The organism is Amycolatopsis sp. NPDC004772, assembly GCF_053601215.1.
The window spans coordinates 1-26,994 of sequence record NZ_JBSGBK010000056.1 but is presented as its reverse complement, the minus strand read 5'-3'; the positions used below and the strand labels follow the sequence as shown (position 1 = coordinate 26,994).

Sequence of the window (26,994 nt, the reverse complement as noted above, 5' to 3'; positions counted from 1 at the left end):
CCGGTGCGCAGGCCGACCCCCGGGGCGCGCAGCCGACCCCTGGGGTGCGCAGGCCGATCCTTCAAGTACCTGAGCCGACCGCCGCGCGGGCATGCATCGGGGCGCAGACCTCGCCTCCTCGATCTCAGCGGCGGGAGCTCTTCCGCACGATCAAGCGAGCTTCGAGCGTGGTCGTCGTGGCGTCGCGGCTGCTGTCCGTGATTCGGGCCAGGAGGAGCTGCGCCGCCACGCGGCCTACCTCGTACGCCGGCTGGGCGACCACCGTCAGGGGTGGGTCGATCAGGGTTGTCCATGGTGCGTCGTCGAACGAGACTATGCCCACGTCGCTGCCCGGGCGCAGGCCTCGGGCCGACAGGGCCTCCAGCACTCCGATCGCCATCGTGCTGTTCGCGACCAGGAGCGCGTCCGGTGGCGCGGGCTCGTCCAGGAGCTCCAGCGCGGCCAGGCGGGCGCCCTCGGCGCGGTATTCCGCCCGCCGGAACAGGACGTTCTCTTCGCCGACGACATCGGCGTAGCCCGCCAGGCGGTCTTCGGCCGTGCGGACGCCCGGCGGACCGGTCAAGCAGCCGACGCGCCGGTAGCCGCCCGCGAGCAGGTGCCGGGTGGCTTCGGCCGCCGCGTGGCGGGTGTCGACCAGGACCTGGTCGCCCTCCGCGGCCTGCAACGGCCGATCCACCGCCACCAGCGGGGTGCCCTGGCGGCGCAGGCCCTCGACGTTCGTCGAGCGGCCGGTGGGCGAGAGCACCACGCCGGCGACCCGCTCCTGCAGCGCCACCTCGATGTAGCGCCGCTCCTTGTCCTCGTTCTCGTCCGAGTTGCAGAGCACCACCGAGTACCCGGACCGCTGCGCGAGGTCCTCGACACCCCGGGCGATGGCGGTGAAGAACGGGTTCTCGACGTCGGAGATGATCAGTGCGAGCACCGCGGTCTCCTGACGGCGGAGGTTCCGGGCCAGCCCGTTCGGGTGGTACCCCAGCTCGGCGGCGGCCTCCTGGACCCGCGCGGCCAACGCGGGGTCCACAGTGGACTTCCCGTTGAGCGCGCGCGACACCGTCGCCGTGGAGACGCCGGCTCTCGCCGCGACGTCGCTGATGGTGGCCACACGCCCTCCCTGATCACTCGTCGAGGGGAGGATAGCGCTCTTGGTAGTCGTTTACCGTCCGCTTACCTTTTTGGGTGAACAGCCACTTCCGGTTGACCGCAGGGGTTACGCCGAACGGAGTCGATCACGCACCGCAACGTCCACAGTGGAGCGTCCGCCGAAGTAATCGCGTGGGGTAAGACCGGTCAGCGCCCGGCATTCCCGGCTGAGGTGCGCTTGATCGGCGTACCCCGCGGCGACGGCCAGCGCGGCCAGCCCCGAGACGCGCGGAGCCAGCGCGACCGCCCGCTGGAACCGGCTCACCCGGAGGTAGGTGGCCGGCCCGTACCCGACGGCTTGGACGAACCGCCGCCGCAGCCGCCGTTCGCTCACCGCGCCCGCCGCCGGCTGACCCATGGCGGCCGCACCGGAACGGCCGTTCAACGCCGCCGCCGCACCGACCCGGGCCACCCCGGCCTCCAGCCGCGCGATCAGCTCCGCCACCGCGAAATCCGGCGGCGGCACCCCCGTCACCCGCTCGGCCACCGCGGAAACCGGCGACACCACCCCCTCCACCAACCGTTCCGCCGACGACCGCCCCCACAACTCACCCAACGGCACCCGCCGATCCCGCAGCTCGTCCGCCGCCACCCCGAGCACCGCCGCCGCCCGGCCCGGCACCAATCGGACCCCGCTCACCACCCCCTCCGTCTCCGACCACCACGCCGCCGTGTCCGGCCCCGCCACGAACGCCGTTCCGCCGCCCACCACCAAGTCGACGCAGCCGTCCGGGACGATCCGCTTCGGGCCCTCCGAAGCCGATCGCCACACGCACTTCGCCACGCCCCGCAAGACCGCCGGCGCCGCCCATTCCTCGTACACACCCCGATCATGCCGTGGGGGTCCGACAAAAACGGAAAGAATCGGTGCCACCCGTCCGGGTGAACATCGAACTTCCCGCGAAGACCGGCTAACACCCCGTCAGGTCACGGCGAGATAGAGGTCGACGCACTCGACGGAAGTGCGCGCGACGAGAGAAGACCTCTCCATGAGCGTTCCCACGGCGATGCGCGACTCCGCCGGGCGGGCTCGATCGGCCGGCAGCTTCGTCGTCGTCCTCGGTGTGCTCGCCGCGGCCTTCGCGGTCACCGCCTACGTCCTGCCGCGGTCCGCGCGCCAACCCGCGGCCGAGGAAGCGCCCGTCGCCCCGGTCGCCGTGCGCACCGTCGATCACCGCGTCGTCTACGAACTGCTCGGCACGCACGGCGCCCGCAACGTCACTTACGCCGCCGCCGGCTCCGCCCTCACCCAGCAGGCCGCGGTCGCGACGCCGTGGTCCACGCAGTTCACCAGGGTCGGCCCGGCCGGCCGCACCGAGTTCTACAGCATCGCCGCCCGCAACCCCGGCCCCGGCGCGCTGCGGTGCCGGATCGTCGTCGACGGCGTCGTCGTCGCCGAGAAGACCGAGACCGAGCCGGGGCGCCTCTTCAGCTGCGCCGTCTGAGCGGCAGGATCGGCGGCGTGAACGCCGCGATCACCTTCGGGCCCGCCCTGGTGGCGGTCCTCGTCCTGCTCGCCGTCGCCGGTGCGGTCGTCGTCAAGGCCGGCGGGCTCGGTGAGGGACGCGCGGTGCTGATCGCCGCCGCCCGGGCGGTCGCGCAGCTCGCCGTCGTGTCGCTCGTGATCACCGCCGTCCTGCGCTCGGCGCCGCTCACCGGCCTGTTCGTGGTGCTGATGTTCGCGATCGCCGCGGTGACGTCGGCGCGCCGCGTCGGAACGAACAGGAACCTGCCGTGGACGGCGCTGGCCATCGCGGCCGGGGTCGCGCCCGTGCTCGCACTGGTCCTCGGCGCCGGTGTCGTCCCGCCTCGGCCGATCGCCGTCGTGCCGATCGCCGGGATCGTCATCGGCGGGGCGATGACCGCGACCTCGCAGGCCGGCCGCCGGGCCCTCGACGAGCTCGAGTCCCGGCACGGCGAGTACGAAGCCGCGCTCGCCCTCGGCTTCCTCCCGCGCCCGGCCGCGCTCGAAATCTGCCGCCCCAGCGCCGGGCACGCCCTCATCCCGGCGCTCGACCAGACCCGCACGGTCGGCCTGGTGACGCTCCCGGGCGCGTACGTCGGCGTCCTGCTCGGCGGGGCGGGCCCGATCCAGGCCGGGCTGACGCAGGTGCTCGTGCTGATCGGGCTGCTGGCCGCGGAGGCCGTCTCGATCCTGGTGACCGTGCAGCTCGTCGCGGCCGGGAAGCTCAGCCGAGCGGGCTAGCCAGGTGGGCGGTGTCGTTGTAGCGCCGCACCATCCAGTTTTCGCCGTGGAGCACGAGGTGGGAGATCGACCCGTTGTCGGCGCCGAGGAACGCGAACCGCTCCACCGCGCGGCTGGCCTGCGCGAACAGCTCGCCGATCACACCGCCGTGGGTGAACACCGCGACGCGCCGATCCGGGTGCGCGGCCGCGATGCGGGTCAGCGCGCCGCGCAACCGGGCGCCGAACCGCTCGTCGGACTCCGCGCCCGGGATCACGTCCCAGCGCTGCTCGGCCCACAGCCGCTCGACGATCGGGTGGCCTTCGGCCGTGTACTTCCGGAACAGGCCGTTTTCCCAGTCGCCCAGGTGGATCTCGCGCAGGTCCGGCTCGACGACCGGGGTCAGCCCCAGCTTCTCCGCCAGGGGAGCCGCGGTCTGCACCGTGCGGCGCAGCGTCGTCACGTAGATCGCGTCGATCCGTTCCCCGGCGAGCCGGACGCCGACGCGCTGGGCGTGGTCACGGCCTTCCGGCGCGAGGTCCGGGTCCGCCTGGCCGTCGACCAGGTCGAACGGGGCGTCACCGCGCGCCGGCGCGGACTCGCCGTGCCGGACCAGGAAGATCTCCGTCGAGCCCGGGGGCGGGCTGAAGCGGTGCTGGCGGTACTCGATCTCCTGCTCCGGCGTGCTCATGGCCTCGACCCTAGCCCAGCTGCTTGTCCACGAAACACCATCGCCACGTCTCGCCCGGCTCGAAGCTGCGCATGACCGGGTGGCGGGATTCGTGGAAGTGCTGCGTCGCGTGGCGGCGCGGCGAGGAGTCGCAGCAGGCGACGTTGCCGCACTTCAGGCACATCCGCAGGTGCACCCACGTGGTGCCCTCGGCGACGCAGGCGGCGCAGCTGTCGGCCGAGCTGGGGTCCTTGTCGACCCACTCGTGGGCCAGGTGCTTGCACGACCCCGCCGTCGCGGCCGGGGTGCGCAGCTCGCGGCCCTCGACGTCCGGCTCGGCCTCGTCCCGGTCGAGCATGGACTCTTCGATGTCGAGCCGCTCCAGAACCTTGCGCAGGACGTCGTCGTCGGCGCTGCCGCTGTCGCGGGCCTTGAGGAACTGGTCGCGCTCGACCTCCAGGAGCTCCAGCCGCAGCCGCCGGTAGGCGTCGCTCGGTGTCTCGGCCAGCGCGCTCTGCCGGCCGAGCTGCTCCCACGCCGAGTCGGCGCGGTGCTGCAGCCGGTCGCGCAGGCGCTGGATGATCTCCGGCGGGTCGTCGTCGGTCCGGATCTCCTCGAGCTTGGCCAGCGCCGCGCGGGTCATGTCGTGCAGGACGGCCGCCTCCTGCAGGGCGTCCTCCGCGGGGTCCGGCCGCGGCAGCCGCAGCCGCCGGATCAGCGGCGGCAGCGTCATGCCCTGCACGGCCAGGGTGCCGGCCACGACGACGAACGCCGCGAGCACCAGCACGGCCCGCTGCGGCGTGTCCGCGGGCAGCACGAACGCGGCCGCGAGCGTCACCACCCCGCGCATGCCGGCCCAGGCGATGACGGCGGAGTAGCGCCACGGCCAGATCTTCGCCCGGACCTTCCCCGGCAGCAGCCGCCGTTCCACGCGCTTCACCGTGCCGATCCCGGCCATCCACAGCACGCGGGTGAGGATGGTCGCGGCGAGGACGGCGACGCAGATCCAGGTCAGCGTCATCAGCGACAGCCCGCTCTCGCCGACCTCGGCGAGGATCCGCCGCAGCTGCAGGCCGATCAGCAGGAAGACCAGGTTCTCCAGCAGGAACTGGATGGTCTGCCAGTTCAGCCGGGACGCCAGCCGGGTGGAGCCGGACAGGATCTGCGGCGCCTTGTGCCCGAGGATGAGCCCGGCGATGACGACGGCGAGCACGCCGGAGCCGTGGATCGCCTCGGCCGGGATGTAGGCGATGAAGGGGACGGCGAACGACAGCGCGGTGTCGAGCACCGGCTCGTTCAGCCGGGCCCGGATGAACGCGGCGGCGAACCCGACGACCAGCCCGACCACGGCTCCGCCGATGGCCGCGCGGAAGAAGTCGGCGCCGACCTGCCAGAGGCTGACCGAGCCGGCCAGCGCGGCGATGGCGGTGCGGAGGGCGACCAGCGCGGCGGCGTCGTTGAACAGGCTCTCGCCTTCGAGGAGCCGGATCAGCTTGCGGGGCATGCCGACCCGCCGGGCGACGACGCTGGCGGCGACCGCGTCCGGCGGCGCGACGACGGCGCCGAGCGCGATGCCGCCGGCCAGCGGGAGCCCGGGGATCACCGCCCAGGCGACCACGCCGACGCCGAGCGCGGTGAACACCACGAGCCCGACCGACATCAGCCCGATCGCCCCGCGGTTCTTCCGGAAGTCGACCAGCGACGTCTGGATGGCCGCCGAGTACAGCAGCGGGGGCAGCAGACCGAGCAGGACGACCTCGGGGTCGAGGTGGACCTCGGGCACGCCGGGGACGTACGAGCCGGCGACGCCGACGACGATCAGGCACAGCGGGGCGGACCAGTCCAGCCGCCGCGCCACCGCGCTGACGACGAGGACGGTCACGACCAGCGCCACTATCTCTGCCGCTATGTGCACGGGGTAATCATTACCCGCCCGCCGCGGCGGGTGTCACCTGGCCAGTTCGGGAAGCACTTCGGCGACCAGCTGGGTGTCCATGTACTCGGTGATCTCGCGGATCCGGCCGCCCTCGACGCGGAAGACGAAGCAGTACTTGTTGTCGTAGCGCGCCCCGGCCTTCGTCGCGACGCTGCCCTGCGTTTCGACCACGACGACGTCGTCCTCGGCGACGAACCGGCTCGCGGTGCTGGTGTAGGTGCCCTCGAACTGCGCGCCGAGCGGGCCGAGCAGGTCGCGGCGGACCGAGTCCTTGCCGCGGAAGCTGCCGGACCAGCTGGTGTGCCCGCCGACCGTCCAGGTGACGTCGTCGGCCATCGCGGCGAGCAGCGGCCGGATGTCGCCGGTCGCCCAGGCGTCGAACGCCGTCTTCAGGAGCTGCTTGTTCCCGGACGCGGTCATGGGCCCAGTCAACACGCTGGAGCGCGCTCCAGCGCAAGCTTTTAGGCTGGGTCCGTGACGACAGCGGAGATCGCGGCCGGCGCCCTGCGCGGGTCCGAAGGGGACGGCGTGCGGACGTTCCTCGGCGTCCCGTACGCCGAGCCGCCGGTGGGGGAGCTGCGGTTCCGCGCGCCCCGGCCGGTTTCGCGCTGGGTCGGTGAACGCGACGCGACGAAGTGGGCACCCCGCGCGCCGCAACCGGCGCTGACCGGGCGTGGCTTCACCGGCGACGAGGACTGCCTCTACCTCAACGTCTACGCGCCCGCGGCACCCGGTTCGTACCCGGTGCTCGTATGGATCCACGGCGGCGGTGGCGTGATGGGCGCGCCGCACCAGTTCGACGCCTCCGCGTACGCTCGTACCGGCGTGGTGGTGGTGACCGTCGCCTACCGGCTCGGCGTGCTCGGGATGCTGCACCTGCCCGGCGTCGCCGGCTCGAACCTGTCCCTGCGCGACCAGGTGGCGGCGCTCGAATGGGTGCGGGACGAAATCGGCGCGTTCGGCGGTGACCCGGGGCGGGTCACGCTGGCCGGGCAGTCCAACGGCGGCCGCACGGTCGGGACGCTGCTGGCCGTGCCCGCCACCCGCGGGCTCGTCCACCAGGCGATCGTGCAGAGCGGCACCGGCGTCGGCTCGGTCGTCCACACGCCGGACGAAGGCGCGGCGGTCGCTGCGGCGGTCCTGGCGGAGCTGGCCGCGTCACCGGAGGATCTGGCCACGCTGCCGGTGACCCGGATTCTCGAGGCGCAGCAACGGGTTTCGGCGGCGTCGGGCACGAAGGTGACCTACCGCGTGGTGGTCGGCGACGAGCTGCTCCCGCGCCGGCCGTCCGACGGCGCCCGTGAGGTCCCGCTGCTCATCGGGACGACGGCCGACGAGGAAGACCTGTTCAGCTGGCTGCAATCGGGCGGCGCGAAGCTGCTGGGCGTCGGCTCGACGATGCTGGACGAGCCCGCCGTCGAAAAGGCCGTCGCGGCGTATAACGCCCTATTCGACTGGCCCCCGGACCAGATCCGCAACCGCGCGCTGACGGCGGGGGACTGGTGGATCCCGGCGATCCGCTTCGCCGAGAAGCAGCCGGACGCCTGGATGTACCGGCTCGACTGGCGGATCGCCCCACGCGGCCGCGGCCTCGGGGCGGCGCACGGGCTCGACCTGCCGCTGGTGTTCGACGACATCCGCAACCGCAACTGGCGGTTCCTCTTCGCCGGCCGGCCGTTCCCGGCGGAGCGGATGCAGGCGGTGGCGACGGAGATGTTCGGGGCCTGGGTCCGGTTCGTGCGCACCGGGGATCCGGGCTGGCCGCGGTACCGCCCGGCGGACCGGGTGACGCGGCTGTTCGACGACGTCTCGACGACGGTCAGCGACCCGGATCGGGAGCAGCGGTTGCTGTGGGACTGAGCCGGGGCGGCCCGAGACCGCCCCGGCCCAGGGCTAGACGGTGATCTTGTCGACGTTCGGGCCGCCGTTGGCGGTCGTCGCGGTCGCCTTGATCTTGTTCGTCCCGGCGGTCAGGGTGACCGGGATCGTGACCGTCTGCCACGTGTCCCAATTGCCCGTTCCGCCGAACGCCACGGCCGAGGCCACCTTCGTGCCGTTGACCGTGATGTCCATCGGGCGGTTCGCCGTGGTGCCGTTGGCGAAGCGCAGGACGACGTTCGCGCTGCCCGGCGCGGCCGCGGGCACGGTGAACTCCACCGCGCTGCCGACCGCGTTGTCGTAGTTGACGAACCCGGTGCCGGTGAAGCCCGCGTGGTTGGCCTCCGCGACGCCGTTCGTGATCGTCGCGTCCTCGGCCTGGTAGTCCACCGGGTCACCGGGGCCGGGGCCGGGCCCGGTCGAGCCGTCCGCCGGGATCGTCTTCGTCCCGGTGTTCCAGCCCGCGACCCGCACCGACGGCGCCGCTCCGTGCAGGTCCGCGGTCCGGTACGTCGCCGTCAGCGTCGTCGACTCGCCCGGCCACAGGCTCACCTGGTTGTCGGTCCACCGGACCGGCAGCACCGGTGCGCCCGCCGTGCCGACCACGTGCGCGTCGACGAAGAACGCCGGCACCTTGCCCGTCGAGGGGTTCGAAAGCGTCACCTTCGTCGTCGTGGTGCCGTCGGCGTTCGCCGTCGAGGTCGCCGAAGACCCGAGCGTGACCGAACCCAGCGAGTTCAGCCCGGAGAGGTCCGCGTACGACGTCGTGGGCGTGTAGTACCAGTCGCTGTTGCCCCAATCCAGGGTGTCGGCCTTGGTGGACAGCCAGTACACGTTCCGGCTGACCTCCTTGCCCGAGGAATCCGTGAGCACCAGCTTCGCCAGGTACGTCGTCGACAGCCCGCTCACCGAACCGATGGTCAGCGCCGTCGTCTTCGCGCCGTCACCGCCCACCGAGACGCTCTTCGACTGGTCGAACTTCGACGTCCCGTCCAGGTTGAACAGCTGCACGCGGGCGGTCAGCCCCGACACCGCGTCGTGGTTGTGGTTGACCACCACGACCGACTTCGTGTCGTACGAGTACTGGATGTGCAGCGGCTCGTTCGCCTTCTTGGCCCCGAAGTACGAGCCGTTCTGGTCGAGGTAGGCGTCGAACAGCTGCCAGTGCAGCGACGTCCAGCCGCTGTTGAGCATCCAGTAGATGATCCCGGTGGCCGGGTTCGAGCTGTCGCTGAAGTTCCGCGAGTGCGACTCGAACTCGGCGCGGACGTTCTCGTACTGCGCCAGCTGCGCCTTCCGGACGAAGTCGGCCAGGCTCGACGGCTTGCCGTACCGGCCGGTCAGCGCGTCGCCGAAGAGCTTCAGGTTGGCGAACGTCGACGACGACGACCGGTGGTACTGCGCGGTCGACGGGCTCTTCCACATCGTGTCGAGCTCGCTCGCCGACATCATCCGCTTGAGCGTGTCCATCGTCGGGATGTCCGGCCCGGCGCTGGTCTCGGAGTTGAAGCTCCACGCACCGCCGAGGTCGCTGTGCGCCTTGTCGTACCAGTAGTTCGGCGGGACGTAGTCGTACGGGCCGTTCATCTTCATCCCGGACGACCCCAGCTGCGGCGACGACTTCGCCGACGCGGCCGGGACCACCGGCGTCGCCCAGTCCGCGGCGGACAGCGCGTCGAGGTAGTTCTTCTCGATCGTCGCGTCGGGGGCGAAGTCACTGCCGATGAGGAAGGAGATGACGCTCGGGTGGTCGCGCAGCCGCTCGGCCTCCGCGGTCATCGACGCCTTCGCGATCGGGTAGTCCGCGGCGGTCCACGGGTCACCCTTCTCGCTGCCGTTGACCTGGCCCTCCCACTTGTCGCAGCACTCCCAGCCGGGCAGCGTGAGCACGCCCATCCGGTCGGCGAGGTCGAAGAACTCGTCCGGCTCGATGTGGCCCTCCAGGCGCACGGTGTTGAGCCCGAGGTCCTTGACGTAGGCCAGCTTGTCGGCCGCGAACTGCTCGTTCCAGCGCAGGAACAGGTCCGGCGAGTAGCCGCCGCCCTTGATCAGCAGCGGGCGCCCGTTGATCGTGTAGGACCGGCCGCCGCTCGAGTTCTTGTTTGCCGTCACCGTGCGCACGCCGAAGCTCGAGTGCGAGGAGTCCGACGCCGTCCCGCCGACGCTCGCGGTCAGGTCGAGGTCGTAGAGCGGCTGCCCGCCCATCCCGGCCGGCCACCAGAGCTGCGGGTTGTCGATCCCGACCACGCCGAACGTGACGGTTTTCTTCTCCTTGGCCGCCAGCGAGACAGTCTGGCTGATCGCCCGCCCGGCGACCGTGCCGGACACCGTCGTGCTCACCGCGCTCGCCGAGTCGTTGCGGACGTCGGCCTTCACGGTCAGGTCGGCGTGGCTCGTCCCGGTCAGCTTCGTGACGACGTGGCCGCCGCGCAGCGCCACCGGGCCGCTGCGCCGGACCAGGACGTCCCGCACGATGCCCATGTTCTGGTCCGGCGGGGTCTGCGCCCAGTCGATCCAGCCCATCGACAGGTCCTTGTTCGGGTCGTTCGGGTAGACCTTGAACGCGACGCTGTTCGTGCCCGCCTTCACCAGCGCGGTGATGTCGAGGTCGTGGCGGGTGTAGGCGCCGTTGACCTGCGTCTTGTCGGCGACGCGCGTCCCGTTGACCCAGACGTCGGCCTTGGACAGCACGCCGCTGAAGTCGAGGTACGTGCGCTGGGTGGTGTCGGCGACCGTGAGGTCGGTGCGGTACCACCAGGGAACCTGGAAGTCCGCGGTCGGCACGTTCTTCATGTTCGTCGAGTAGAACGGGTCGGCGTACTTGCCGTTGGCCAGCAGGCCGGCGTAGACGGTCGAGCGCGGGCCGACCGGGTACCAGCCGGAGGTGTTGTAGCCGGGTTTGGAGACCGCGGCGTCGTCGCTGACCTGCGCGGACGTCTGGATCAGGAAGCCGGGGACCGCGGTGGCCGGGGCCGCGGCCGCGACCACCGCTCTGACCGGTTCCTGCCCGGTGGCCGGTGCGACACTGGCGCCGCTCGCCGCGACGGCCAGCACCGCCGCCGCGAGGAGAGTCCGGGTTCTTCTCTGCCGATAGCTCACTAGCGCGCCTCCTAGGCACCCACGGCGGCGGGGGACAGCGGACCATCGTTAGGGAACTTTCCTAACAATTGCGACGATCGTAGCGGCCCGCTCACGCCGGGAACAGAGGCCGTTCCGTCAGACCCGGGCCGCCTGCCACACCGCGGCGGCCCGCAGGGCCAGCAGGAGCGGCAGGGAACCGTCCTCCCAGAGCCGTTGAGGAAGTGCCTCGCTGAGCGGGACACCGCCGGCCAGCGCGGCGCCGATCGCGGCGATGTCGACGTCGAAGAGCGTCAGGCCGGCGCTGTAGAGCCGCTCGCCGCTGACCGGCCGGCGCCGGGCGACCTCGGCGCCGTCCACCGCCAGCTCGGTCAGCCCGAAGAACTCCGGCTTGGCGCCGCGTTCCATCCAGCGCGCGAAGCCGACCACCTTCGTCTCGCGGACGTCCTCGGGGGTCAGGCCGCTCTCCTCGCAGAGCTCGCGTTCCATTCCGGCGCGGACCGCGGTGTGCAGGAACCGGCGCGGGCCGCCGTCGGGCGTGCGCAGGTCGCGCGGCTCCAGCGAACCGCTGCCCGAGGGGGCGAGCAGCAGCCCGCTGACGGAGTTGAGCGGCGACTGCCGGACGGTGACCAGCTTGCCGTCGGTGGTGCAGGCGACCGTCGAGACGCCGACGAGGTCGGCCAGCGCGCTGCCGCTCAGCTCGCGCAGCGCGCCGGCGCTGTCGGTGAGCTCGGCCTTGCGCAGGTCGTACTCCTCGCCGGTGTCGGTGCGGGTGATCCGGAGCGCGGCGAGCTCGTTCGAGCAGACGGCGTCGAAGAACCGCGCCCGGTGCAGCCGGATCGGCGCGGGCCGGGCCCCGGCGGCGGGCAGCGGTTCGCCGCGCATGCCGACGATCGGGCCGTTGAACAGCAGGCGGCCCCGGGCCCGCAGCGGCAGCACGTGCGGCGCGGTGGCCTTGAGCGACGGCGGCAGCCGGTAGGGCTCCTCGGCGACGTCGATGGTGTGCCGCTCTTCCCACAGGTCCCGGTCGATGGCCGCGCTGACCAGCGCGGTCCCGCGGGCGGGCACGGCGAGGTAGGTGGACTCCGGGTAGGCGGCGGGCGGCGGCAGTTCCGCGGTGGGGAAGGGAGCGGCGATGGTGGTGAACTCGAACCCGGCCCACCGCCGGCGCAGCAGCCGGACGTCCCGGGTGAAGGTGGCGACCCCGAGCGCGAGCGCGACGACCGAGAGCACGACGCCGACGGCGCTGGGCAGGATGGTGACGACGCCGAGCACCACCCCCAGCCCGGACGCGGCGAGCGGCCACTCCCGGGCGCCGAGGAAGCCGAGGTAGTCCGCCTTGGCCCGGGCGCGGCGCGTCAGTTTTCCCATCGCCGCACTGTTTAGCACGCCGGTCTCACCCGGCGTCGAGATACACCCAGTGGCCGTCCTCACGCCGGAAGCGGCTGTTCTCCTCGAGGAACCCGTCCCGCCCCCGGTGGCGGTAGTGCGCCCGGAACTCGACGGTGCCCTCGGCGTGCAGCAGGCCGCCGCCGGTCCGGCCGAGGATCTCCAGCCGCGTCCACTCCTGCCCGGGATCGAGCGTGAGCTGCCGCGGCCGCGTACCGGGGTGCCAGGTGCGCAGCAGGTAGCCGGCGTCACCGACGGCGAAGGCGCTGAACCGCGACCGCATGAGGAGTTCGGCGGTGGGAGCGGCGAGGCTGCCGCCGTGGAACCGGCCACAACAGGCGGCGTAGGACTCGGCTAGGCCGCACGGGCACGGAGCGGGAGGCATCGGCGAATTCTGCCACGACCGTCCACTCCGGACTAATCCGCGTTGACCGGCTTCCCGCTCTGCCGCGCCTCCTGGGCACCCCGCACCGCGAGCCGGTCGGCGCGCTCGTTCTCCGGGTGTCCGGCGTGGCCCTTGACCCACAGCCATTCGACCGTGTGGCCGCCGATCGCCGCGTCGAGGCGTTGCCACAGGTCCGCGTTCTTCACCGGGGCGCGCGCCGCCGTCTGCCAGCCGTTGCTCTTCCAGCGGGGCAGCCACTGCGTGATGCCGTTGCGCACGTACGTGCTGTCGGTGTAGACGCGGACCTGCGACGGCCTCGTCAGGCTCTCCAGGGCGCGGATCGGTGCCGTCAGCTCCATGCGGTTGTTCGTCGTCGGCGTGGCTTCGCCGCCGTACAGCTCGCGCTCGTGGCGGCCGTAGCGCAGCACCGCGCCCCAGCCGCCCGGTCCGGGGTTCCCGCTGCACGCGCCGTCAGTGTAGATCTCCACGTCCACGCGGCGACCCTACCGGTCGCGCCCCTCGCCCCGGGCCGCCACGCCGGGTTACGGTGAACCTCCGGAGGGGAACCATGAGCGGGCACGACGACACGGCGGAGGGGGCGCTCCTGGCCTACCTCGCCGACGCCGATCGCGAGTACCTGCTCGCCCGCGGCACCCGGCGCCGGTTCCGCGCCAACGCCCTCGTGCTCATGGAGGGCGACCCCTCCGACCACGTCCACGTGCTGGTCTCCGGCTGGGTGCGCGTCTCCACGATCGTCGAGGACGGCCGCGAGGTGCTCTTCGGCCTGCGCGGTCCCGGCGAGGTGCTCGGCGACCTCGCCGCGGTCACCGGGCGGCCGCGGTCGGCGTCGGTGCGCGCGATCGAACCCTGCACCGTCTTCCAGCTGACCGGCGCGGAGTTCGTCGACGTCCTGCACGCACGGCCGGCGATCGCCATCGCGACGATCAAGACGGTCGCCGCACGCCTGCGCAACGCCGAGTCCGCCCGGATCGACGCCGCCGCCTTCGACGTCAGCCGCCGCGTCGCGGTCGTCCTGGTCCGGCTGGCCGAGGAGCGGGGCCGGACCGTGCCGGAGGGCGTGGTCGTCGACGCGCTGTCGCAGGAGGACATCGCCGCGCAGATCGGCGCCGCCCGGCGTACCGTCGCACGGGCGCTGCGGGTGCTGCGGGAGCGCGGGATCGTCGAGACCGGCCGGCGCCGCTTCCTCATCCGCGAGCTGCGCGTCCTGCGGGCCTTCGCCCACTCTGAGCCAAACGGCACACAAGACCGGTGACAGCAGGCCTCTGACCGGCACCCCCCGTCCGGCGATCCTGGAGCCCGGCCGGGAAAAAAGAATGCGATGCCACCCGGTCGGATTCCTTTCGAGCGAGGTCGGGGAGCCCGTGCCGTGAACGTCTACTGCAAGATTCTGACCCTGGTGAAATCGGTCTTCGCCGCGTTCGTGGCCGGCGCCCTCGCGGGTTTCGCGGTGGCCGCCGGAAGCGCGGCGGAACCGGCAGCTCCGGCGTTGCACGGCTCCGCGCCGCTCTCCACCTCGGCCTGGGTACAGCGATGAGGAGGTGTGTCTGATGGAGAGCCACTCGATCTGGGCCCTGATCTTCGGGGTGAACTGACCTGTGGTGAAACCGGCCGGCCGGCTCGTGGGGGGCCGGCCGGCCGGTATTCCCGAATGCCGGCGTCCGCGATTTGTGCTGCTTTCGGAGAACGGGAACTGGTAACGTGGGAAAGTCGGCCGCGGGGGGACGAGGGGGTGGGACGACGGACGAGCACACCTCCCCGTTCGTGCGCGAGCTGAACGAACTGCGCCGCGGCCGCGGTCTCGACGCCGCCGATCTGCACCAGCGGATCGGCCCCTGCCTGCGGGCGGCGTGCGCGATCACCGAAACCGACCAGCCCGCCGCCGCGCGCCAGAAGCTCGTGCTGCGGCTGACCGAGCTCTGCGGACGGCTGCCGCCGGACCTGAAGCTGGCCGCGCTAGCGGCGCTGGGCCTGCACGAAGAGGCCGCGGGGGAGTTCCTCGACCGGCGGATCTCGTGGCTGGCCAGCGTCCTCGACCGCGACCCGCGCACCGCCCGCCGCCGGATCGACCTGGCGTTCCGCCGGATCGACGAGCTGCTCGGCGCGCCCGCGCCCCGCCGTGACCCGCACCCGCTGGCCGGCTGGTACGTCGAGTCGATGAAGGCGATGCTCCGGCTCGACCGCACCCCGGCGGAGCTGCAGGAGGAGCGCCGGATCGTCGCCGAGGTCGACGAGCTGGACGAGCTGGTCCTGCCGTTCAGCGTGCCGGCCGAACCGGGCAGCGACCCGGTGCCGGACATCACCGCGGACGCCCTGTTCGGCGGCGAAATCGTCGAAGCGCGCCAGATGTCGGCGAGCCACGCGCAGTTCATCATGCGGCTGCCGAACCCGCTGCGGCTCGGCCAGCGCCACGAGTACGGCATCAGGTTCACGCCGCGGCGCACGGAACTGCGGCCGTACTACGCCATGACGCCGTTGCGCCGCTGCGAGGAGTTCACGGTGCGGGTCCGGTTCGACCGGGCGGCCCCGCCGTCGCGGGTGTGGCGCCTCAACGGCGTCCCGGGCCGGGTGGTCGACGACGGCATCGACTCGGGTGACGCGCTGACCGTGAACCGGGTCGGCGAGGTCGGCCTCGAGTTCCACGACCTGCACCAGGGCTTGAGCTACGGGCTGCAGTGGTCGTTCGACTGACACCGAAGTCCGGATAGTGGGACGTGGAATAGCCGCGCCGGCCCGGGGTTGGCACAGTCGTAGCCGACGGAGAAGGGGTCCGCGATGAGCACGTTCACCCAGGAGTGGCAGGACTGGAAGGCCCGGCGCGAGACCGACCTGGCCGAGCCGCACGGCTGGCTGGCGCTGGTGTCGCTGGACTGGCTGACCGGCTCCCCGCGCGAGTACCCCGGCATCCCCGGCCGCTGGTGGCAGGACGCCGACGCGGCGTACGTCGACCCGGCCGGCGCCTCCCTCTCGCACGAAGGCGAGCCGATCACCGACGTCCGGCGATTCGAGCTGGTCAACAGCGGTGCGGGCACGCGCGTGCTGTCCGGTGACGTCGAGATCGAGGTGGCCCGCCGGTCCGGGTACCTGATCCGCGTCCACGACCCGAAGGCCGAGGTGCTGCGCGAGTTCCGCGGCGTCCCGGCGTACGAGCCGTCGCCGTCGTGGGTGCTGTCCGGGCGGTTCGAGCCGTTCGACGCGCCGCGGCCGACCACCGTCGGCGCGGTCGTGGAAGGCCTGAGCCACGTCTACACGGCGCCGGGTGTCGTGCGCTTCTCGCGCGACGGCGTCGAGCACACGCTGACGGCGTTCAACGGCAAGGACGGCGGCTTCAGCATCCTGTTCACCGACGGGACGAGCGGCGTGACGACCTACGCCGCCAACCGCTCGCTGCCGGTCGGGGCGCCGGGCGAAGACGGCACGGTGACGCTGGACTTCAACCGCGCGGTGAACCTGCCGTGCGCGTTCACGGACTTCGCGACGTGCCCGCTGCCGCCGGCGGGCAACCACCTGCCGTTCGCGGTCGAGGCGGGGGAGAAGATCCCGTACGAGCGCGGGTGACTCCCCCGCCGGGCTTCAGTGGGCCACGTCGATCACCACGCGGTTGGGCGCGGTGAGCGTGAAGACGTTCACCGCGGTCCGCGACCGCACGCCGAGCCCGATCGAAACCTGACCCTCGAAGTCCCCGGTGACGGCGACCGCCATGACATTGCTCAGGTTCCGCGTCCGGAACTTCGTTGGCCCGGGGTAGGTCGGGTTCCCGTTCGCGTCGTGCGCGGCGGCCGGGTGGACGGCGACGTTGATGAAGAATTCCCCGGTGAGCCACACGATTTCCCCGCTGGCGTCGGCGGTCAGCTCGTCGACGAGCTGGTAGGAGACGGTCGGCGCCGGCCCGCTGGTGAGGTCGAGCACGACCCGGTCGAACCCGGTGTTGAGCCCGGTCCGGATGTTCGTCATGGTGGGCGTCACGGGAGCGGCGCCCTGGGCGGGCGAGGCCGCGGCGAGCACCCCGCTCCCGGCGAGCAGCAGGCTGACTGCGGCGAGTGCGTGCCACTTGGTTCTGGACATGGTGGGCCTCCTGGCGGAGAGAACCGATGGACGTCCCAGCGCTGGGTGCGCTGGAGACGCCCGGTTCGTCCGCGAAGTTGCCCCCGTGTCCTCTATCGTTACCCGGCTGCTCCGTCCGGGTCCGCGACCTCGTCGACGACACCCCACCAGAGGAAGTCGCGGGCGCGCGTCGCCGCGACGAGGCGTTGCCGGTCGCGCAGTTCCGACGCCTCCTCCGCGGCGGCCCCGCTTTCGCCCGCCCGGGCCGGGAACTCGACGACCAGCACGGCCTGGAAGTCGAGGCCCTTGGCGCGGTGCACGGTGCCGACCTTGAGGTGCTCGTCGGGGGCTCCGGAGTAGTCGTCGAGGGACAGGACGGGAACGCCGGCCTCACGCAGGATCCGCCGGCACCGGACGAGGTCCTGGCGCTGGAAGACGATCAGCGCGGTCTGCCCGAGCGGGGTGGTCAGGCCGGCGATCCGCCGGGTCAGTTCGGCCGCGAGGTCCGCTTCGGTGCCGCGCCAGGACACCGCCGTCCCGCCGGTGTTGCCCGCCTCGGCGTTCTTCAAGGCGATCCCGGACGCGCCGTCGAGGTCGTCGACTTCGTTGCGCGCGTCGAACCGCTGGGCGAAGGCCAGGACTTCGGTGCGGTTGCGGTAGTTGACCCGCAGCACCTCGCCCCGGCCGAGGACCGGGATGCCGGCGTCGGAGAGCCGCCAGCCGCCCGGGTACACCTGCTGCTGGCCGTCGCCGACGAGGAGGAGCTGGTTCGGGCCGGTGCCGGCCAGCTCCTTGATCAGCCGCAGCCCGTTCAGGGTGATGTCCTGCACCTCGTCGACCACCACCGCGGCGTACCGGGTTTCCAGCGGCTCCCGCCGCAGCTCGGCCAGCGCGATGTCGATCACGTCGTTGTGGTCGTGCAGCCCGCGTTCGGCGAGCATCTCCTGGTAGGTCTCGTAGAACTGCCACACCGCGGCCTTCTGCTCGCCGCCCAGCCGGACCTCGCGCCCGCGCCGGGTCGCCGGACGGCGGTACTCCTCGAGCGTGGTGAACCCGCGGCCCTTGATGACCCGGTCGAGCTCGGTGCGCCAGTACTCGTCGTGCCGCTCGATCGGCTCCAGCACGGCGCGGTGCCGCGACCAGGCCCGGCCGAACGCGGTCCGCACCCCGCGCGCGTCGACCTCGACCGGCCGTCCGCGTCCGGTCAGGAACCGGCGCACCCAGGCGTGGAGGTGCACGAACTCGGCCCGGTCGCCGAATTCCGGGGCCAGCCGGCGGAACGCGGCCTCGTGGACGGGCGGCAGGGTGCGCACGAAGGTGGTGAAGAGCACCGGCCCGGAGGTCCGCCGGGCGACGTGCCGGAGCCGGTGCAGCGCAACGACGGTCTTCCCGGTCCCGGCCGGCCCGCTGATCCGCGCCGGCCCGCGGTAGTCGCGCGTGACGACGGCCCGTTGGTGCGGGTGCAGGAAGGTGAGCCACGAGTCGAACGGCCGCAGCTGAGCGGCGGCGACCTCGGCCTCGACGAGAGCACCGGCGTCGAGGAAGCCCACGGCCGCCTCACCGGCTTCGGGCGGCTTGACGCGCAGCGGGACGTAGCCGTCGAGGATCTTGGTGGCCTGTTCGCCGATCGCGTCGATCTGACGCCGGTCGAGGTGCGGTGCGGCGGGCTTGAGCAGCTTCGCCAGCTCGGTCTCGGCGACGACGCGGAACGGGCCGGGGTCCCGGATGGGCCGCTTGGGGCCCGGGGTGACGAGCACGAAGTGGACGGCACTGCCGGTGAGCTCCCGGCCCCGGCCGTCCCGGATCCCGGCCCAGCTTTCTTCGGCGTGCCGGACGAGGGCATGGGGACCCGGCGGCGGGCCGGCGGCGACCGTGACGGCGAAGAGGCCCTCGGGGCCGATCAGGAAGGCGTCGGCCCGCCGGCCGGCCGGCGCGGCCCGCACGAACAGCCGCCAGCGACCGGCGGTCTCGACGAGCAGGGCGGTGAGAATCCGGCGGCGATCGCCGTCGAGCTGCGGGATGTGCTCGGTGAGCAGTGCCGAAGCCTGCTGCTGGAGCACCCGCTTGGCGTGCTTGGTGAGACCCACCGACCCTCCCCGTCCGTCACGCGGTCACCAGCCGCGGTCGCGCCACTCCTTCAGCTTCGGCCGCTCCGCGCCCAGTGTCGAGTCGTCGCCGTGGCCCGGGTAGAACCACGTCTCGTCCGGCAGGTCCCCGAAGAGCCGTGTCTCGACGTCGTCCAGCAGCGATGTGAAGTTCTCCGGCGACGACGTCTTCCCGACGCCGCCCGGGAACAGCGAGTCCCCGGTGAACAGGTGCGGGTGACCCGCCGGGTCCCGGTACAGCAGCGCGATCGAGCCCGGCGTGTGTCCGCGCAGGTGGATCACCGACAGCGTGACTTCGCCCACCGTCAGCGTGTCGCCGTGCTCGACCAGGAAGTCCGGCGGCACCGGCAGGGGTTCGGCGTCCAGCGGGTGGGCCGCCGTGTTCGCGCCGTTCGCTCCCGCCACCGCGCCGAGGGCCTGCCAGTGGTCCTGGTGCTGGTGGGTCGTCACCACCGTCTTCAACGACGGCCGGTCCGGGCCGTGGCCGATCAGGTCGGAGATGCGGTCCGGGTCGTTCGCCGCGTCGATGAGCAACGCCTCGTTCGACGCCCGGCACACCAGGAGGTACGCGTTGTTGTCCATCGGGCCGACGGACAGCTTGGTGATGGTCAGCGCGTCGAGCGTGCGCCGGGCGGCGTCGCCGCCCGGGTCGACGTGCCCCGTGTAGGTGTCCACGATGTTCACCGTGCACACGGTAGTCGTTTCGCTCCAACCGGTTCCACCCGCACAAGCACCCGGCCACCCCGCCACGTAGGCTCAGCGGGAACCCCCGCCAGCCGACCTCAGGACGACCGTGCCCACCTCCCCGACGCCGCGCCGGATCAGCTGGGACCTCCTCCGGGTCGTCGCCGTGCTGGCCGTCGTGCTCGGGCACGTCACCCACCAGGGTGCCCTGCTGCACCCGGAACTCACGGGGTACCCCTTCCGGGTGACAGCGCAGTTCGGTGCCGCGATTCTGCTGGTGATCTCCGCCTTCTTCGTTTGCGTCAGCCTCCGCAAGGGCAACCCGCGCCGGTGGCTGTGGAACCGCGTCGCGCGCCTCGTGCCCGCCTACCTGGTCGCGGTCCTGCTGACCTACGTCGTGACGCGGTGGGCCGCCATCTCCTTCAGCGGCCTGCCCTACCCGCCCGGCGTCACCGGGTTCCTCTTCGGCGTCCCGCAGGGCCCGCCGACGGACCCCTCGCCGTGGTATATCCCGACCTGGCTGGATCTGCTCGCCAACCTCGGCATGGTGCAGGAGTGGGGCATCCGGTCGGAGACGTTCTACTACCTCGACGGCTCCTACTGGACGCTGCCGGTGCAGCTGCTCGCCTTCACCGGCGCCGCCCTGCTGTGGCCGCGGTCGTGGCGCACCCACCGGCTGACCGTCGCCCTGCTCTGGGCGCTGATCCTGGTCCCGCTCGCGCTGCGGTTCCTCGTCTTCGCACCCGGGACGGCGAGCCCGGTCGTCGAGACCTTCTACTACGGCCTGGGCCTGCACCGGCTGCACGTCTTCGCCATCGGCGTCGCGATCTGGCTGTGGGCGCAGCGCCGGCTGAAGACGTGGCACATCGCCCTCTTCGTGCTCGCCGCCGTGGCCGCGCAGGACCTGCAGGTCTTCCCGTTCCACGTCGCCCTGCCGCAGGACGCGCAGCGCTGGCCGTCCACGATCGGGTTCGCCGTGCTGCTCCTGCTGGTCTGCGTGGCCGCCCGCGGCCCGGACTGGCGGTTCCCCGGACTGGCGCGGATCGCCCCGGCCGTCACCTGGCTCGCGGGCATCTCGTATGGTCTTTACCTGGTGCACCAGGAACTGGGCTACATCCTGGCCCGCGCCCTGCTCGACCTCGGCCTCCCCGGCTGGCTGCGGCTCCCCGTCGTCGTCGGCGCCGCCGTGCTGGCCGGCTGGGCGGTCACCGCGGGGGTCGAACGCCCGGCCCACCGGTGGCTCACCAGACGTCGAAAGCCCGAAGAACCGCAGGTCAAGGACGCGGAACCCGTTTTTGTCGGTGGTGGCTCGTAGCATGGATCGCGGCCGCCCGTGCAGCTTGACACCGGGTCGGCGACCGCACTGAAGAAGACATTGAGAGGACCCTGGCGTGGCTGATCGCCTCGTTGTTCGCGGTGCCCGCGAGCACAACCTCCGCGGCGTGGATCTCGACCTGCCCCGCGACAGCCTGATCGTGTTCACCGGCCTGTCCGGGTCGGGGAAGTCGAGCCTCGCCTTCGACACCATCTTCGCCGAAGGGCAGCGCCGCTACGTCGAGTCGCTCTCGGCGTACGCCCGGCAGTTCCTGGGCCAGATGGACAAGCCGGACGTCGACTTCATCGAGGGCCTCTCGCCCGCGGTGTCGATCGACCAGAAGTCGACCTCGCGCAACCCGCGCTCCACCGTGGGCACGATCACCGAGGTCTACGACTACCTGCGCCTGCTCTACGCCCGCGCCGGCAAGGCGCACTGCCCGACCTGCGGCGAGGCGATCAGCAAGCAGACCCCGCAGCAGATCGTCGACCAGGTGCTCGCCATGGAGGAGGGCACCCGGTTCCAGGTGCTCGCCCCCGTCGTCCGCGGGCGCAAGGGCGAGTACGTCGACCTGTTCGAGAACCTGCAGCAGCAGGGGTACGCGCGCGTGGTCGTCGACGGCACGGTCCACGCGCTCACCGACCCGCCGAAGCTGAAGAAGCAGGAAAAGCACCAGATCGGCGTGGTCATCGACCGCCTGACCGTGAAGGCGGCCTCGCGCCAGCGCCTCACCGACTCGGTCGAGACGGCGCTGCGCCTGGCCGACGGGCTGATCGAGCTCGAGTTCGTCGACCTCCCGGAGAACGACCCGCACCGGATCCGCGGCTTCTCCGAGAACCTGGCCTGCCCGAACGGCCACCCGCTGGCCATCGAGGACCTCGAGCCCCGCTCGTTCTCCTTCAACTCGCCCTACGGCGCCTGCCCGGAGTGCACCGGTATCGGCATCCGCAAGGAGGTCGACCCGGAGCTGGTGGTCCCGGACGACGAGCTGTCCCTGGCCGAGGGCGCCATCGCGCCGTGGTCGGGCGGCCAGAGCGCGGACTACTTCATCCGGCTGCTGGAGTCGCTGTCGGAGACCATCGGCTTCCGGATGGACACGCCGTGGCGGCGGCTGCCCGCACGCGCCCAGAAGGCGGTGCTCCACGGCGTCGACGAGCAGGTCCACGTCCGCTACAAGAACCGCTACGGCCGCCAGCGCTCGTACTACGCGAACTTCGAGGGCGTCATCCCGTTCCTCGAGCGGCGCCAGGAGCAGACCGAGTCCGAGTACATGCGCGAGCGGTACGAGGGCTACATGCGCGAGGTGCCGTGCCCGGCCTGCCAGGGCACCCGGCTCAAGCCGGAGATCCTCGCGGTGACGCTGCAGCACAAGACCCGCGGCGACATGTCCATCGCCGAGGTCTGCGGGCTGTCCATCGCCGAGGCGTCCCAGTTCCTCGACGAGCTGGAGCTGGGGCAGCGCGAGGCGATGATCGCCGGCGCGGTGCTCAAGGAGATCCAGGCGCGGCTGCGCTTCCTGCTCGACGTCGGCCTGACATACCTCTCGCTCGACCGCGCGTCCGCCACACTTTCGGGTGGTGAAGCGCAGCGCATCCGGCTGGCGACGCAGATCGGCTCCGGCCTGGTCGGCGTGCTGTACGTGCTGGACGAGCCGTCGATCGGCCTGCACCAGCGCGACAACCACCGCCTGATCGAGACGCTGACCCGGCTGCGGAACCTGGGCAACACGCTGATCGTCGTCGAACACGACGAGGACACCATCCGCTCCAGCGACTGGGTGGTCGACATCGGCCCGGGCGCGGGCGAGCACGGCGGCCACATCGTCCACAGTGGACCGTACAAGAAGCTGCTGAAGAGCAAGGAGTCGCTGACCGGGCAGTACCTGTCCGGCCGGCGCCGGATCGAGGTGCCGGCCATCCGGCGGCCGATCGACAAGAAGCGGCAGCTGACCGTGGTGGGCGCGCGTGAGCACAACCTGCGCGGGCTGGACGTCTCGTTCCCGCTCGGCTGCCTGGTCTCGGTCACCGGCGTCTCCGGCTCGGGCAAGTCCACGCTGGTGAACGACATCCTCGCGACGGTGCTGGCGAACAAGCTCAACGGCGCCCGCCAGGTGCCGGGCCGGCACACCCGGGTGAACGGCCTGGGCAACGTCGACAAGCTGGTGCGCGTCGACCAGTCGCCGATCGGGCGCACCCCGCGGTCCAACCCGGCCACCTACACGGGTGTCTGGGACCACGTCCGCAAGCTGTTCGCCGCGACCACCGAGGCGAAGGTGCGCGGCTACCAGCAGGGCCGGTTCTCGTTCAACGTCAAGGGCGGCCGCTGCGAGGCGTGCGCCGGCGACGGCACGATCAAGATCGAGATGAACTTCCTGCCGGACGTCTACGTTCCGTGCGAGGTCTGCAAGGGCGCCCGGTACAACCGGGAGACCCTCGAGGTGCACTACAAGGGCAAGACCGTCTCGGACGTGCTCGACATGCCCATCGAGGAGGCCGCGGAGTTCTTCGAGCCGATCAAGGCCATCCACCGCCACCTGCAGACGCTGGTGGACGTCGGCCTCGGCTACGTCCGGCTCGGCCAGCCCGCGCCGACGCTGTCCGGCGGTGAGGCGCAGCGCGTCAAGCTGGCCAGTGAGCTGCAGAAGCGCTCGACCGGCAAGACGGTGTACATCCTCGACGAGCCGACCACCGGTCTGCACTTCGAGGACATCAACAAGCTGATCGGCGTGATCAACGGCCTGGTCGACAAGGGCAACTCGGTGATCGTGATCGAGCACAACCTCGACGTGATCAAGACCTCCGACTGGATCATCGACATGGGCCCCGAGGGCGGCTCGGGCGGCGGCACGGTGGTCGCCGAGGGCACGCCGGAGCACCTGGCGGACATCGAGGACAGCTACACCGGCCAGTTCCTGAAGACGGTTCTCTAGGCCGGCCGGCGGGCGGCTACCGCTCCTTCCCCGTGGTCTGGTGGACCACGGGGGAGAGCGGGCCGTAGTGCAGGGCCCGGAGCCGGTAGGCCGACCCCTCTTCGCCGGGGAGCAGCGAGAGCGCGCACGTCGTCACGTCCGGGTCGGTCACCTCGACCGGGTCGAAGTCCGGCGCGCCCAGGCGGCGCATCTCCAGCAGGTAGCCGGCTTCGTCGCGCGTGCGGTCGGCCCAGGTGAACGTCACCGTGCCGCCCGCGGTCGCCGTGTGCAGGTCCGTCGAGACCGGGCCGGTGAACGGCTGCACCCGGTAGTAGAACGGCGTCTCCGGGATCAGGTCCGGGTGGTGGTAGCTCGTCACGTGCGGGGCCAGGAAGCGCAGCGTCGTCCACGGCCCGGCCGGGTCGTTCGCGTACTCGACGCGGTGCCCGGCGCCGTCGTCCGGCCAGCTCAGCACGACGTCCGTGGGCGTGGTCAGGGTCGCCGTGAACGAGGGCGCCGGAGCGGAACAGCCCACGGCCAGCAGCGCGAGTACGGCGAGGGGTTTGACGGGCACGGCGGCCTCCCGGAACGGCGGGGGCGGCGGTGCGGACGTGACGAGCTTAGGAAGCCGCCCGCACGGCGACAAGATCGTGCCGATCACCGGGACACACCAATCCGGCGGCGAACCGGCACCGAACCGCCCGAAAACCCGGCTGAACCGTTTCGCGCCCGCCGCCGTGTTCTGGGTGTCGAGGTCCGCCGGATGGCGGAGCCGCCCTCACCTAGGAGAGAACGTCATGAACCGTATCCGGCCGGTGGTCGTCAGCGCGGTGGCGCTGTTCGCCGTCGCCTCCCTGTCCGCCTGCGGTGACATGGCGGGCGGTGCCCAAGGGCCGCAACACGGGGAGCCGGGGCACAAGATGCTCCAGGTCGCCACGGTCAACGGGGTCGGCGCGGTGGTCACCGACGCCGACGGCAAGACGCTCTACCGGTTCGACAAGGACCTTTCCTCGCCGCCGACGTCCAACTGCGACGGTGACTGCACGAAGTCCTGGCTGCCGATGCTGGCCGGGGTCGCCACCCCGATGCTCAAGGGCATCCAGGACACCCAGGTGGGCACCGCGACCCGCAAGGACGGCAGCAAGCAGATCACCCTCAACGGCTTCCCGCTGTACGAGTACGCGGGCGACAAGGTCGCGGGCGACATGAACGGCCAAGGCGCCAACGGCGCGTGGTTCGCCGTCGCGCCCGACGGCAGCAAGATCACCGCGAAGAGCAAGGCCGGCGGCGCCGGGTACTGACAGACGACGGGTTTCCGGGCAGAACGAGGAAGGACGGGCAGCCGATGAACACCATGGTCGCGCTGCGCTCGGCGCACGCACCGCCGGTGGAGCTGAGGGTTGCAGTACTGTCCTCGCCGACTCAGAACACCGTCGGGAGGACGAGGGTGGCCATAGGAGGCAGGCGGCCTAAGAAGGCCAAAGGCGAAGACCTGATTCGGCAGCTGTACGCCGAACACGGGCGAAGCCTGCTGGCCTACGCGACGAGGCTGACCGGGGATCGGGCGGCAGCCGAGGACGTGGTCCAGGAGACGCTCGTCCGTGCGTGGAAGCACGCGGACGACTTGCAGAACGACGGGAAAGGCTCGGTGCGCGGCTGGTTGCTGACCGTCGCGCGCAACCTGGTCACCGACCGGGCACGGGCCAGGGCGGCCCGGCCACAGGAAGTGGCCGAACCGGCCGAAGGGGTGCCGACCCCGGCCGTCGAGCGCGATCACGCCCAGGGCGTGGTCGACTCGATGACCGTGCTCGGCGCGATGGACGGGCTGTCCAACGAGCATCGAGAGGTCCTGGTGGAGATCTACTACCGGGGACGGACGGTGGCCGAAGCGGCGAGAACACTGGGCGTCGCACCGGGTACCGTGAAATCAAGGTCGTACTACGCACTACGAGCACTCAGAGCAGCGATGATTTCGAGCGGAACGGAGGTGGCGCGATGAACTCGGTGGACGAGAGTCACACGCAGCTCGGCGCGTACGCCCTCGGCGCGCTCGATCCCCACGAGGCAGCCGACTTCGAGCGGCGGCACCTGCAGACCTGCGCGCAGTGCCGGTTCGACCTGAACGAGCTCGTGGCCCTGCGCGACTCGCTCGACGAGGTACCGCCCGAGGCGTTCCTCGAAGGGCCGCCCGAAGGCGGGGACCTGCTGCTGCAGAAGACCCTGCGCCGGGTGCGCGACGAGGAAGAGCGCGTGGCGCCGCCCCGCTCGTCCCGCCGGGGCCTCGCCCTGGTCGCGGCGGCGGTGCTGGTGGTGGCCGCCCTCGGCGGCGGTGTGCTGGTGGGACGGCAGACGGCCTCGGACGGCGGGACCATCGCGGCGCCGCAGTCGGATGTCCCCGGCACGAAGAACGTCGAAGGGCGGGATCCGACCACCGGCGTTCAGCTGGCCGCGTCGGTGGCCCCGTTCCAGGGCTGGGTCAAGGTGGACGTCAACGTCAAGGGCGTCAAGGCCGGCGAGAAGTGCCTGCTCCAGGTGGTCACCAAGGAAGGCCAAGCGGTGACCGCGGGCAGCTGGCAGGTCTCGGAGAAGTGGGAGAACCAGGGCTTCAACCTCGACGGGTCGGCGCTGGTCGCCCCCGACGACGTGAAGTCGGTCGACATCGTCACGGTGGACGGCCGGAAGCTGGTCTCGGCCCAGGTGTGACGTGACGGGCGCGCGCTACCGGTTCCGCAGCACGTGGCTGCTGCCGGGAACCGCGCCCGGGCGGGTGTTCGGCGTGGTCACCGACCTCGCCGGCTACCCGAGGTGGTGGTCGGACGTCCGCGCGGTGCGCCGCGTGGACGACGACACCGCCGAGCTGGTTTGCCGGTCCCGGCTGCCGTTCCGGATCGTCGTCCGGATGCACCGGGACCACCAGGACGAGCGCACGGGCCTGATGCGGGTCAGGCTCAGTGGCGACCTCGACGGGACCCTGACGGGAGCGGTCCGCGCGGCGGGCGCGGGCACGCTGCTGGAAATCACCCAGGACGTTCAGGCCCGGAAGGAGTTGCTGCGGCGCTTCGACACGGTGGCCCGGCCGCTCTTCCGCGCGAACCACGCGCTGATGATGCGGCGGGGCCACCGTGGGCTTTCGACCTACCTCACCTGACCCCCGGTCACAAGCGCCCCAATGTGGCGTTGGTTGCGTCAGACGCACCCAATGTGGCGTTCGGTGCGTCAGACGCACCGAACGCCACATTGGGGCGCTTGGCGCGGCGGG

The 26,994-nt window shown here is 71.8% G+C and carries 26 protein-coding genes; 13 read left to right on the top strand and 13 right to left on the bottom strand.

Annotated elements, in window-relative coordinates:
* Window positions 1-124 precede the first annotated feature (124 nt).
* On the bottom strand, window positions 125-1,102 hold the full coding sequence (locus tag ACWEF6_RS28415) for a LacI family DNA-binding transcriptional regulator (protein WP_449685732.1): 978 nt from the start codon (window positions 1,100-1,102) through the stop codon (window positions 125-127).
* 105 nt (window positions 1,103-1,207) lie between these two features.
* Window positions 1,208-1,963, bottom strand: a complete 756-nt coding sequence (locus ACWEF6_RS28410; RefSeq protein ID WP_449685731.1) for a helix-turn-helix domain-containing protein — start codon at window positions 1,961-1,963, stop codon at window positions 1,208-1,210.
* Between the two features lie 166 nt (window positions 1,964-2,129).
* Between ACWEF6_RS28410 and ACWEF6_RS28405 the strand changes: the two genes are divergently transcribed.
* On the top strand, window positions 2,130-2,585 hold the full coding sequence (locus ACWEF6_RS28405; RefSeq protein ID WP_449685730.1) for an MmpS family transport accessory protein: 456 nt from the start codon (window positions 2,130-2,132) through the stop codon (window positions 2,583-2,585).
* A gap of 17 nt (window positions 2,586-2,602) precedes the next feature.
* The gene (locus tag ACWEF6_RS28400; protein WP_449685729.1) at window positions 2,603-3,346 is read left to right on the top strand and encodes an ABC transporter permease; all 744 of its coding nucleotides are present in this window, start codon (window positions 2,603-2,605) and stop codon (window positions 3,344-3,346) included.
* Here ACWEF6_RS28400 and ACWEF6_RS28395 read toward each other — a convergent pair.
* From ACWEF6_RS28395 to ACWEF6_RS28385, 3 genes are read right to left on the bottom strand one after another with little or no spacing between them, the layout of a single operon-like run.
* Complete coding sequence (locus tag ACWEF6_RS28395; protein ID WP_449685728.1) at window positions 3,330-4,016, bottom strand: histidine phosphatase family protein; 687 nt, start codon at window positions 4,014-4,016, stop codon at window positions 3,330-3,332. The genes ACWEF6_RS28400 and ACWEF6_RS28395 overlap by 17 nt on opposite strands.
* 10 nt (window positions 4,017-4,026) lie before the next feature.
* Window positions 4,027-5,910 carry a Na+/H+ antiporter gene (locus tag ACWEF6_RS28390; protein WP_310976655.1) on the bottom strand — a complete coding sequence of 628 codons (1,884 nt, stop codon included), beginning with the start codon at window positions 5,908-5,910 and terminating at the stop codon, window positions 4,027-4,029.
* Window positions 5,911-5,943: 33 nt separating this feature from the next.
* Window positions 5,944-6,351: a nuclear transport factor 2 family protein gene (locus tag ACWEF6_RS28385; protein WP_449685727.1), complete on the bottom strand. Its 408-nt coding sequence runs from the start codon at window positions 6,349-6,351 to the stop codon at window positions 5,944-5,946.
* Window positions 6,352-6,405: 54 nt separating this feature from the next.
* On the opposite strand from ACWEF6_RS28385, the gene ACWEF6_RS28380 reads away from it, so the two are divergent.
* The gene (locus ACWEF6_RS28380) at window positions 6,406-7,791 is read left to right on the top strand and encodes a carboxylesterase/lipase family protein (protein ID WP_449685726.1); all 1,386 of its coding nucleotides are present in this window, start codon (window positions 6,406-6,408) and stop codon (window positions 7,789-7,791) included.
* Window positions 7,792-7,824: 33 nt separating this feature from the next.
* On the opposite strand, the gene ACWEF6_RS28375 is transcribed toward ACWEF6_RS28380, so the two are convergent.
* The 4 genes from ACWEF6_RS28375 to rnhA all read right to left on the bottom strand — a co-directional run bounded on the left by ACWEF6_RS28375 (window position 7,825) and on the right by rnhA (window position 13,155).
* Window positions 7,825-10,908: a glycosyl hydrolase 2 galactose-binding domain-containing protein gene (locus ACWEF6_RS28375; RefSeq protein ID WP_449685725.1), complete on the bottom strand. Its 3,084-nt coding sequence runs from the start codon at window positions 10,906-10,908 to the stop codon at window positions 7,825-7,827.
* A gap of 117 nt (window positions 10,909-11,025) precedes the next feature.
* On the bottom strand, window positions 11,026-12,258 hold the full coding sequence (locus ACWEF6_RS28370; protein WP_449685724.1) for a hypothetical protein: 1,233 nt from the start codon (window positions 12,256-12,258) through the stop codon (window positions 11,026-11,028).
* 25 nt (window positions 12,259-12,283) lie between these two features.
* Window positions 12,284-12,661, bottom strand: a complete 378-nt coding sequence (locus tag ACWEF6_RS28365) for a YchJ family protein (protein WP_449685723.1) — start codon at window positions 12,659-12,661, stop codon at window positions 12,284-12,286.
* A 32-nt stretch (window positions 12,662-12,693) separates the two neighbouring features.
* The gene (gene rnhA / locus ACWEF6_RS28360) at window positions 12,694-13,155 is read right to left on the bottom strand and encodes a ribonuclease HI (protein ID WP_449685722.1); all 462 of its coding nucleotides are present in this window, start codon (window positions 13,153-13,155) and stop codon (window positions 12,694-12,696) included.
* 74 nt (window positions 13,156-13,229) lie between these two features.
* Between rnhA and ACWEF6_RS28355 the strand changes: the two genes are divergently transcribed.
* The 4 genes from ACWEF6_RS28355 to ACWEF6_RS28340 all read left to right on the top strand — a co-directional run bounded on the left by ACWEF6_RS28355 (window position 13,230) and on the right by ACWEF6_RS28340 (window position 16,237).
* Window positions 13,230-13,934 carry a Crp/Fnr family transcriptional regulator gene (locus ACWEF6_RS28355; RefSeq protein WP_310976645.1) on the top strand — a complete coding sequence of 235 codons (705 nt, stop codon included), beginning with the start codon at window positions 13,230-13,232 and terminating at the stop codon, window positions 13,932-13,934.
* 114 nt (window positions 13,935-14,048) lie between these two features.
* Window positions 14,049-14,216, top strand: a complete 168-nt coding sequence (locus ACWEF6_RS28350) for a hypothetical protein (protein WP_449685721.1) — start codon at window positions 14,049-14,051, stop codon at window positions 14,214-14,216.
* Between the two features lie 227 nt (window positions 14,217-14,443).
* Window positions 14,444-15,370: a hypothetical protein gene (locus ACWEF6_RS28345; protein ID WP_310976643.1), complete on the top strand. Its 927-nt coding sequence runs from the start codon at window positions 14,444-14,446 to the stop codon at window positions 15,368-15,370.
* A gap of 84 nt (window positions 15,371-15,454) precedes the next feature.
* The gene (locus ACWEF6_RS28340; RefSeq protein WP_449685720.1) at window positions 15,455-16,237 is read left to right on the top strand and encodes a DUF1684 domain-containing protein; all 783 of its coding nucleotides are present in this window, start codon (window positions 15,455-15,457) and stop codon (window positions 16,235-16,237) included.
* Window positions 16,238-16,252: 15 nt separating this feature from the next.
* Here ACWEF6_RS28340 and ACWEF6_RS28335 read toward each other — a convergent pair whose 3' ends face one another.
* From ACWEF6_RS28335 to ACWEF6_RS28325, 3 genes are all read right to left on the bottom strand, one after another.
* Window positions 16,253-16,744, bottom strand: coding sequence for an AMIN-like domain-containing (lipo)protein (locus ACWEF6_RS28335; RefSeq protein ID WP_449685719.1), 492 nt, complete (start codon window positions 16,742-16,744; stop codon window positions 16,253-16,255).
* Window positions 16,745-16,842: 98 nt separating this feature from the next.
* Complete coding sequence (locus ACWEF6_RS28330) at window positions 16,843-18,810, bottom strand: UvrD-helicase domain-containing protein (RefSeq protein ID WP_449685718.1); 1,968 nt, start codon at window positions 18,808-18,810, stop codon at window positions 16,843-16,845.
* Between the two features lie 24 nt (window positions 18,811-18,834).
* A complete protein-coding gene (locus tag ACWEF6_RS28325; protein WP_449685717.1) occupies window positions 18,835-19,512 on the bottom strand; it encodes an MBL fold metallo-hydrolase in 678 nt (225 codons plus the stop codon).
* Between the two features lie 109 nt (window positions 19,513-19,621).
* Here ACWEF6_RS28325 and ACWEF6_RS28320 point away from each other — a divergent pair, with 109 nt between their 5' ends.
* Together ACWEF6_RS28320 and uvrA are read left to right on the top strand one after the other, a co-directional pair.
* Window positions 19,622-20,827 (top strand): acyltransferase family protein, encoded by a 1,206-nt coding sequence (locus tag ACWEF6_RS28320; protein ID WP_449685716.1) that lies wholly within the window; start codon window positions 19,622-19,624, stop codon window positions 20,825-20,827.
* 76 nt (window positions 20,828-20,903) lie between these two features.
* Entirely contained in the window at window positions 20,904-23,756 is a 2,853-nt protein-coding gene (gene uvrA / locus ACWEF6_RS28315; protein ID WP_449685715.1) for an excinuclease ABC subunit UvrA, read from the top strand.
* A 16-nt stretch (window positions 23,757-23,772) separates the two neighbouring features.
* On the opposite strand, the gene ACWEF6_RS28310 is transcribed toward uvrA, so the two are convergent.
* Complete coding sequence (locus tag ACWEF6_RS28310; RefSeq protein ID WP_449685714.1) at window positions 23,773-24,309, bottom strand: fibronectin type III domain-containing protein; 537 nt, start codon at window positions 24,307-24,309, stop codon at window positions 23,773-23,775.
* A gap of 223 nt (window positions 24,310-24,532) precedes the next feature.
* On the opposite strand from ACWEF6_RS28310, the gene ACWEF6_RS28305 reads away from it, so the two are divergent.
* The 4 genes from ACWEF6_RS28305 to ACWEF6_RS28290 all read left to right on the top strand — a co-directional run bounded on the left by ACWEF6_RS28305 (window position 24,533) and on the right by ACWEF6_RS28290 (window position 26,883).
* Entirely contained in the window at window positions 24,533-25,036 is a 504-nt protein-coding gene (locus ACWEF6_RS28305) for a hypothetical protein (RefSeq protein ID WP_449685713.1), read from the top strand.
* A 146-nt stretch (window positions 25,037-25,182) separates the two neighbouring features.
* Window positions 25,183-25,734: a sigma-70 family RNA polymerase sigma factor gene (locus ACWEF6_RS28300; protein WP_026469270.1), complete on the top strand. Its 552-nt coding sequence runs from the start codon at window positions 25,183-25,185 to the stop codon at window positions 25,732-25,734.
* Window positions 25,731-26,438 carry an anti-sigma factor family protein gene (locus ACWEF6_RS28295; RefSeq protein ID WP_449685712.1) on the top strand — a complete coding sequence of 236 codons (708 nt, stop codon included), beginning with the start codon at window positions 25,731-25,733 and terminating at the stop codon, window positions 26,436-26,438. The genes ACWEF6_RS28300 and ACWEF6_RS28295 overlap by 4 nt, the downstream gene beginning before the upstream one ends.
* A 1-nt stretch (window position 26,439) precedes the next feature.
* Window positions 26,440-26,883 carry an SRPBCC family protein gene (locus ACWEF6_RS28290; RefSeq protein WP_449685711.1) on the top strand — a complete coding sequence of 148 codons (444 nt, stop codon included), beginning with the start codon at window positions 26,440-26,442 and terminating at the stop codon, window positions 26,881-26,883.
* Window positions 26,884-26,994: the final 111 nt, after the last annotated feature.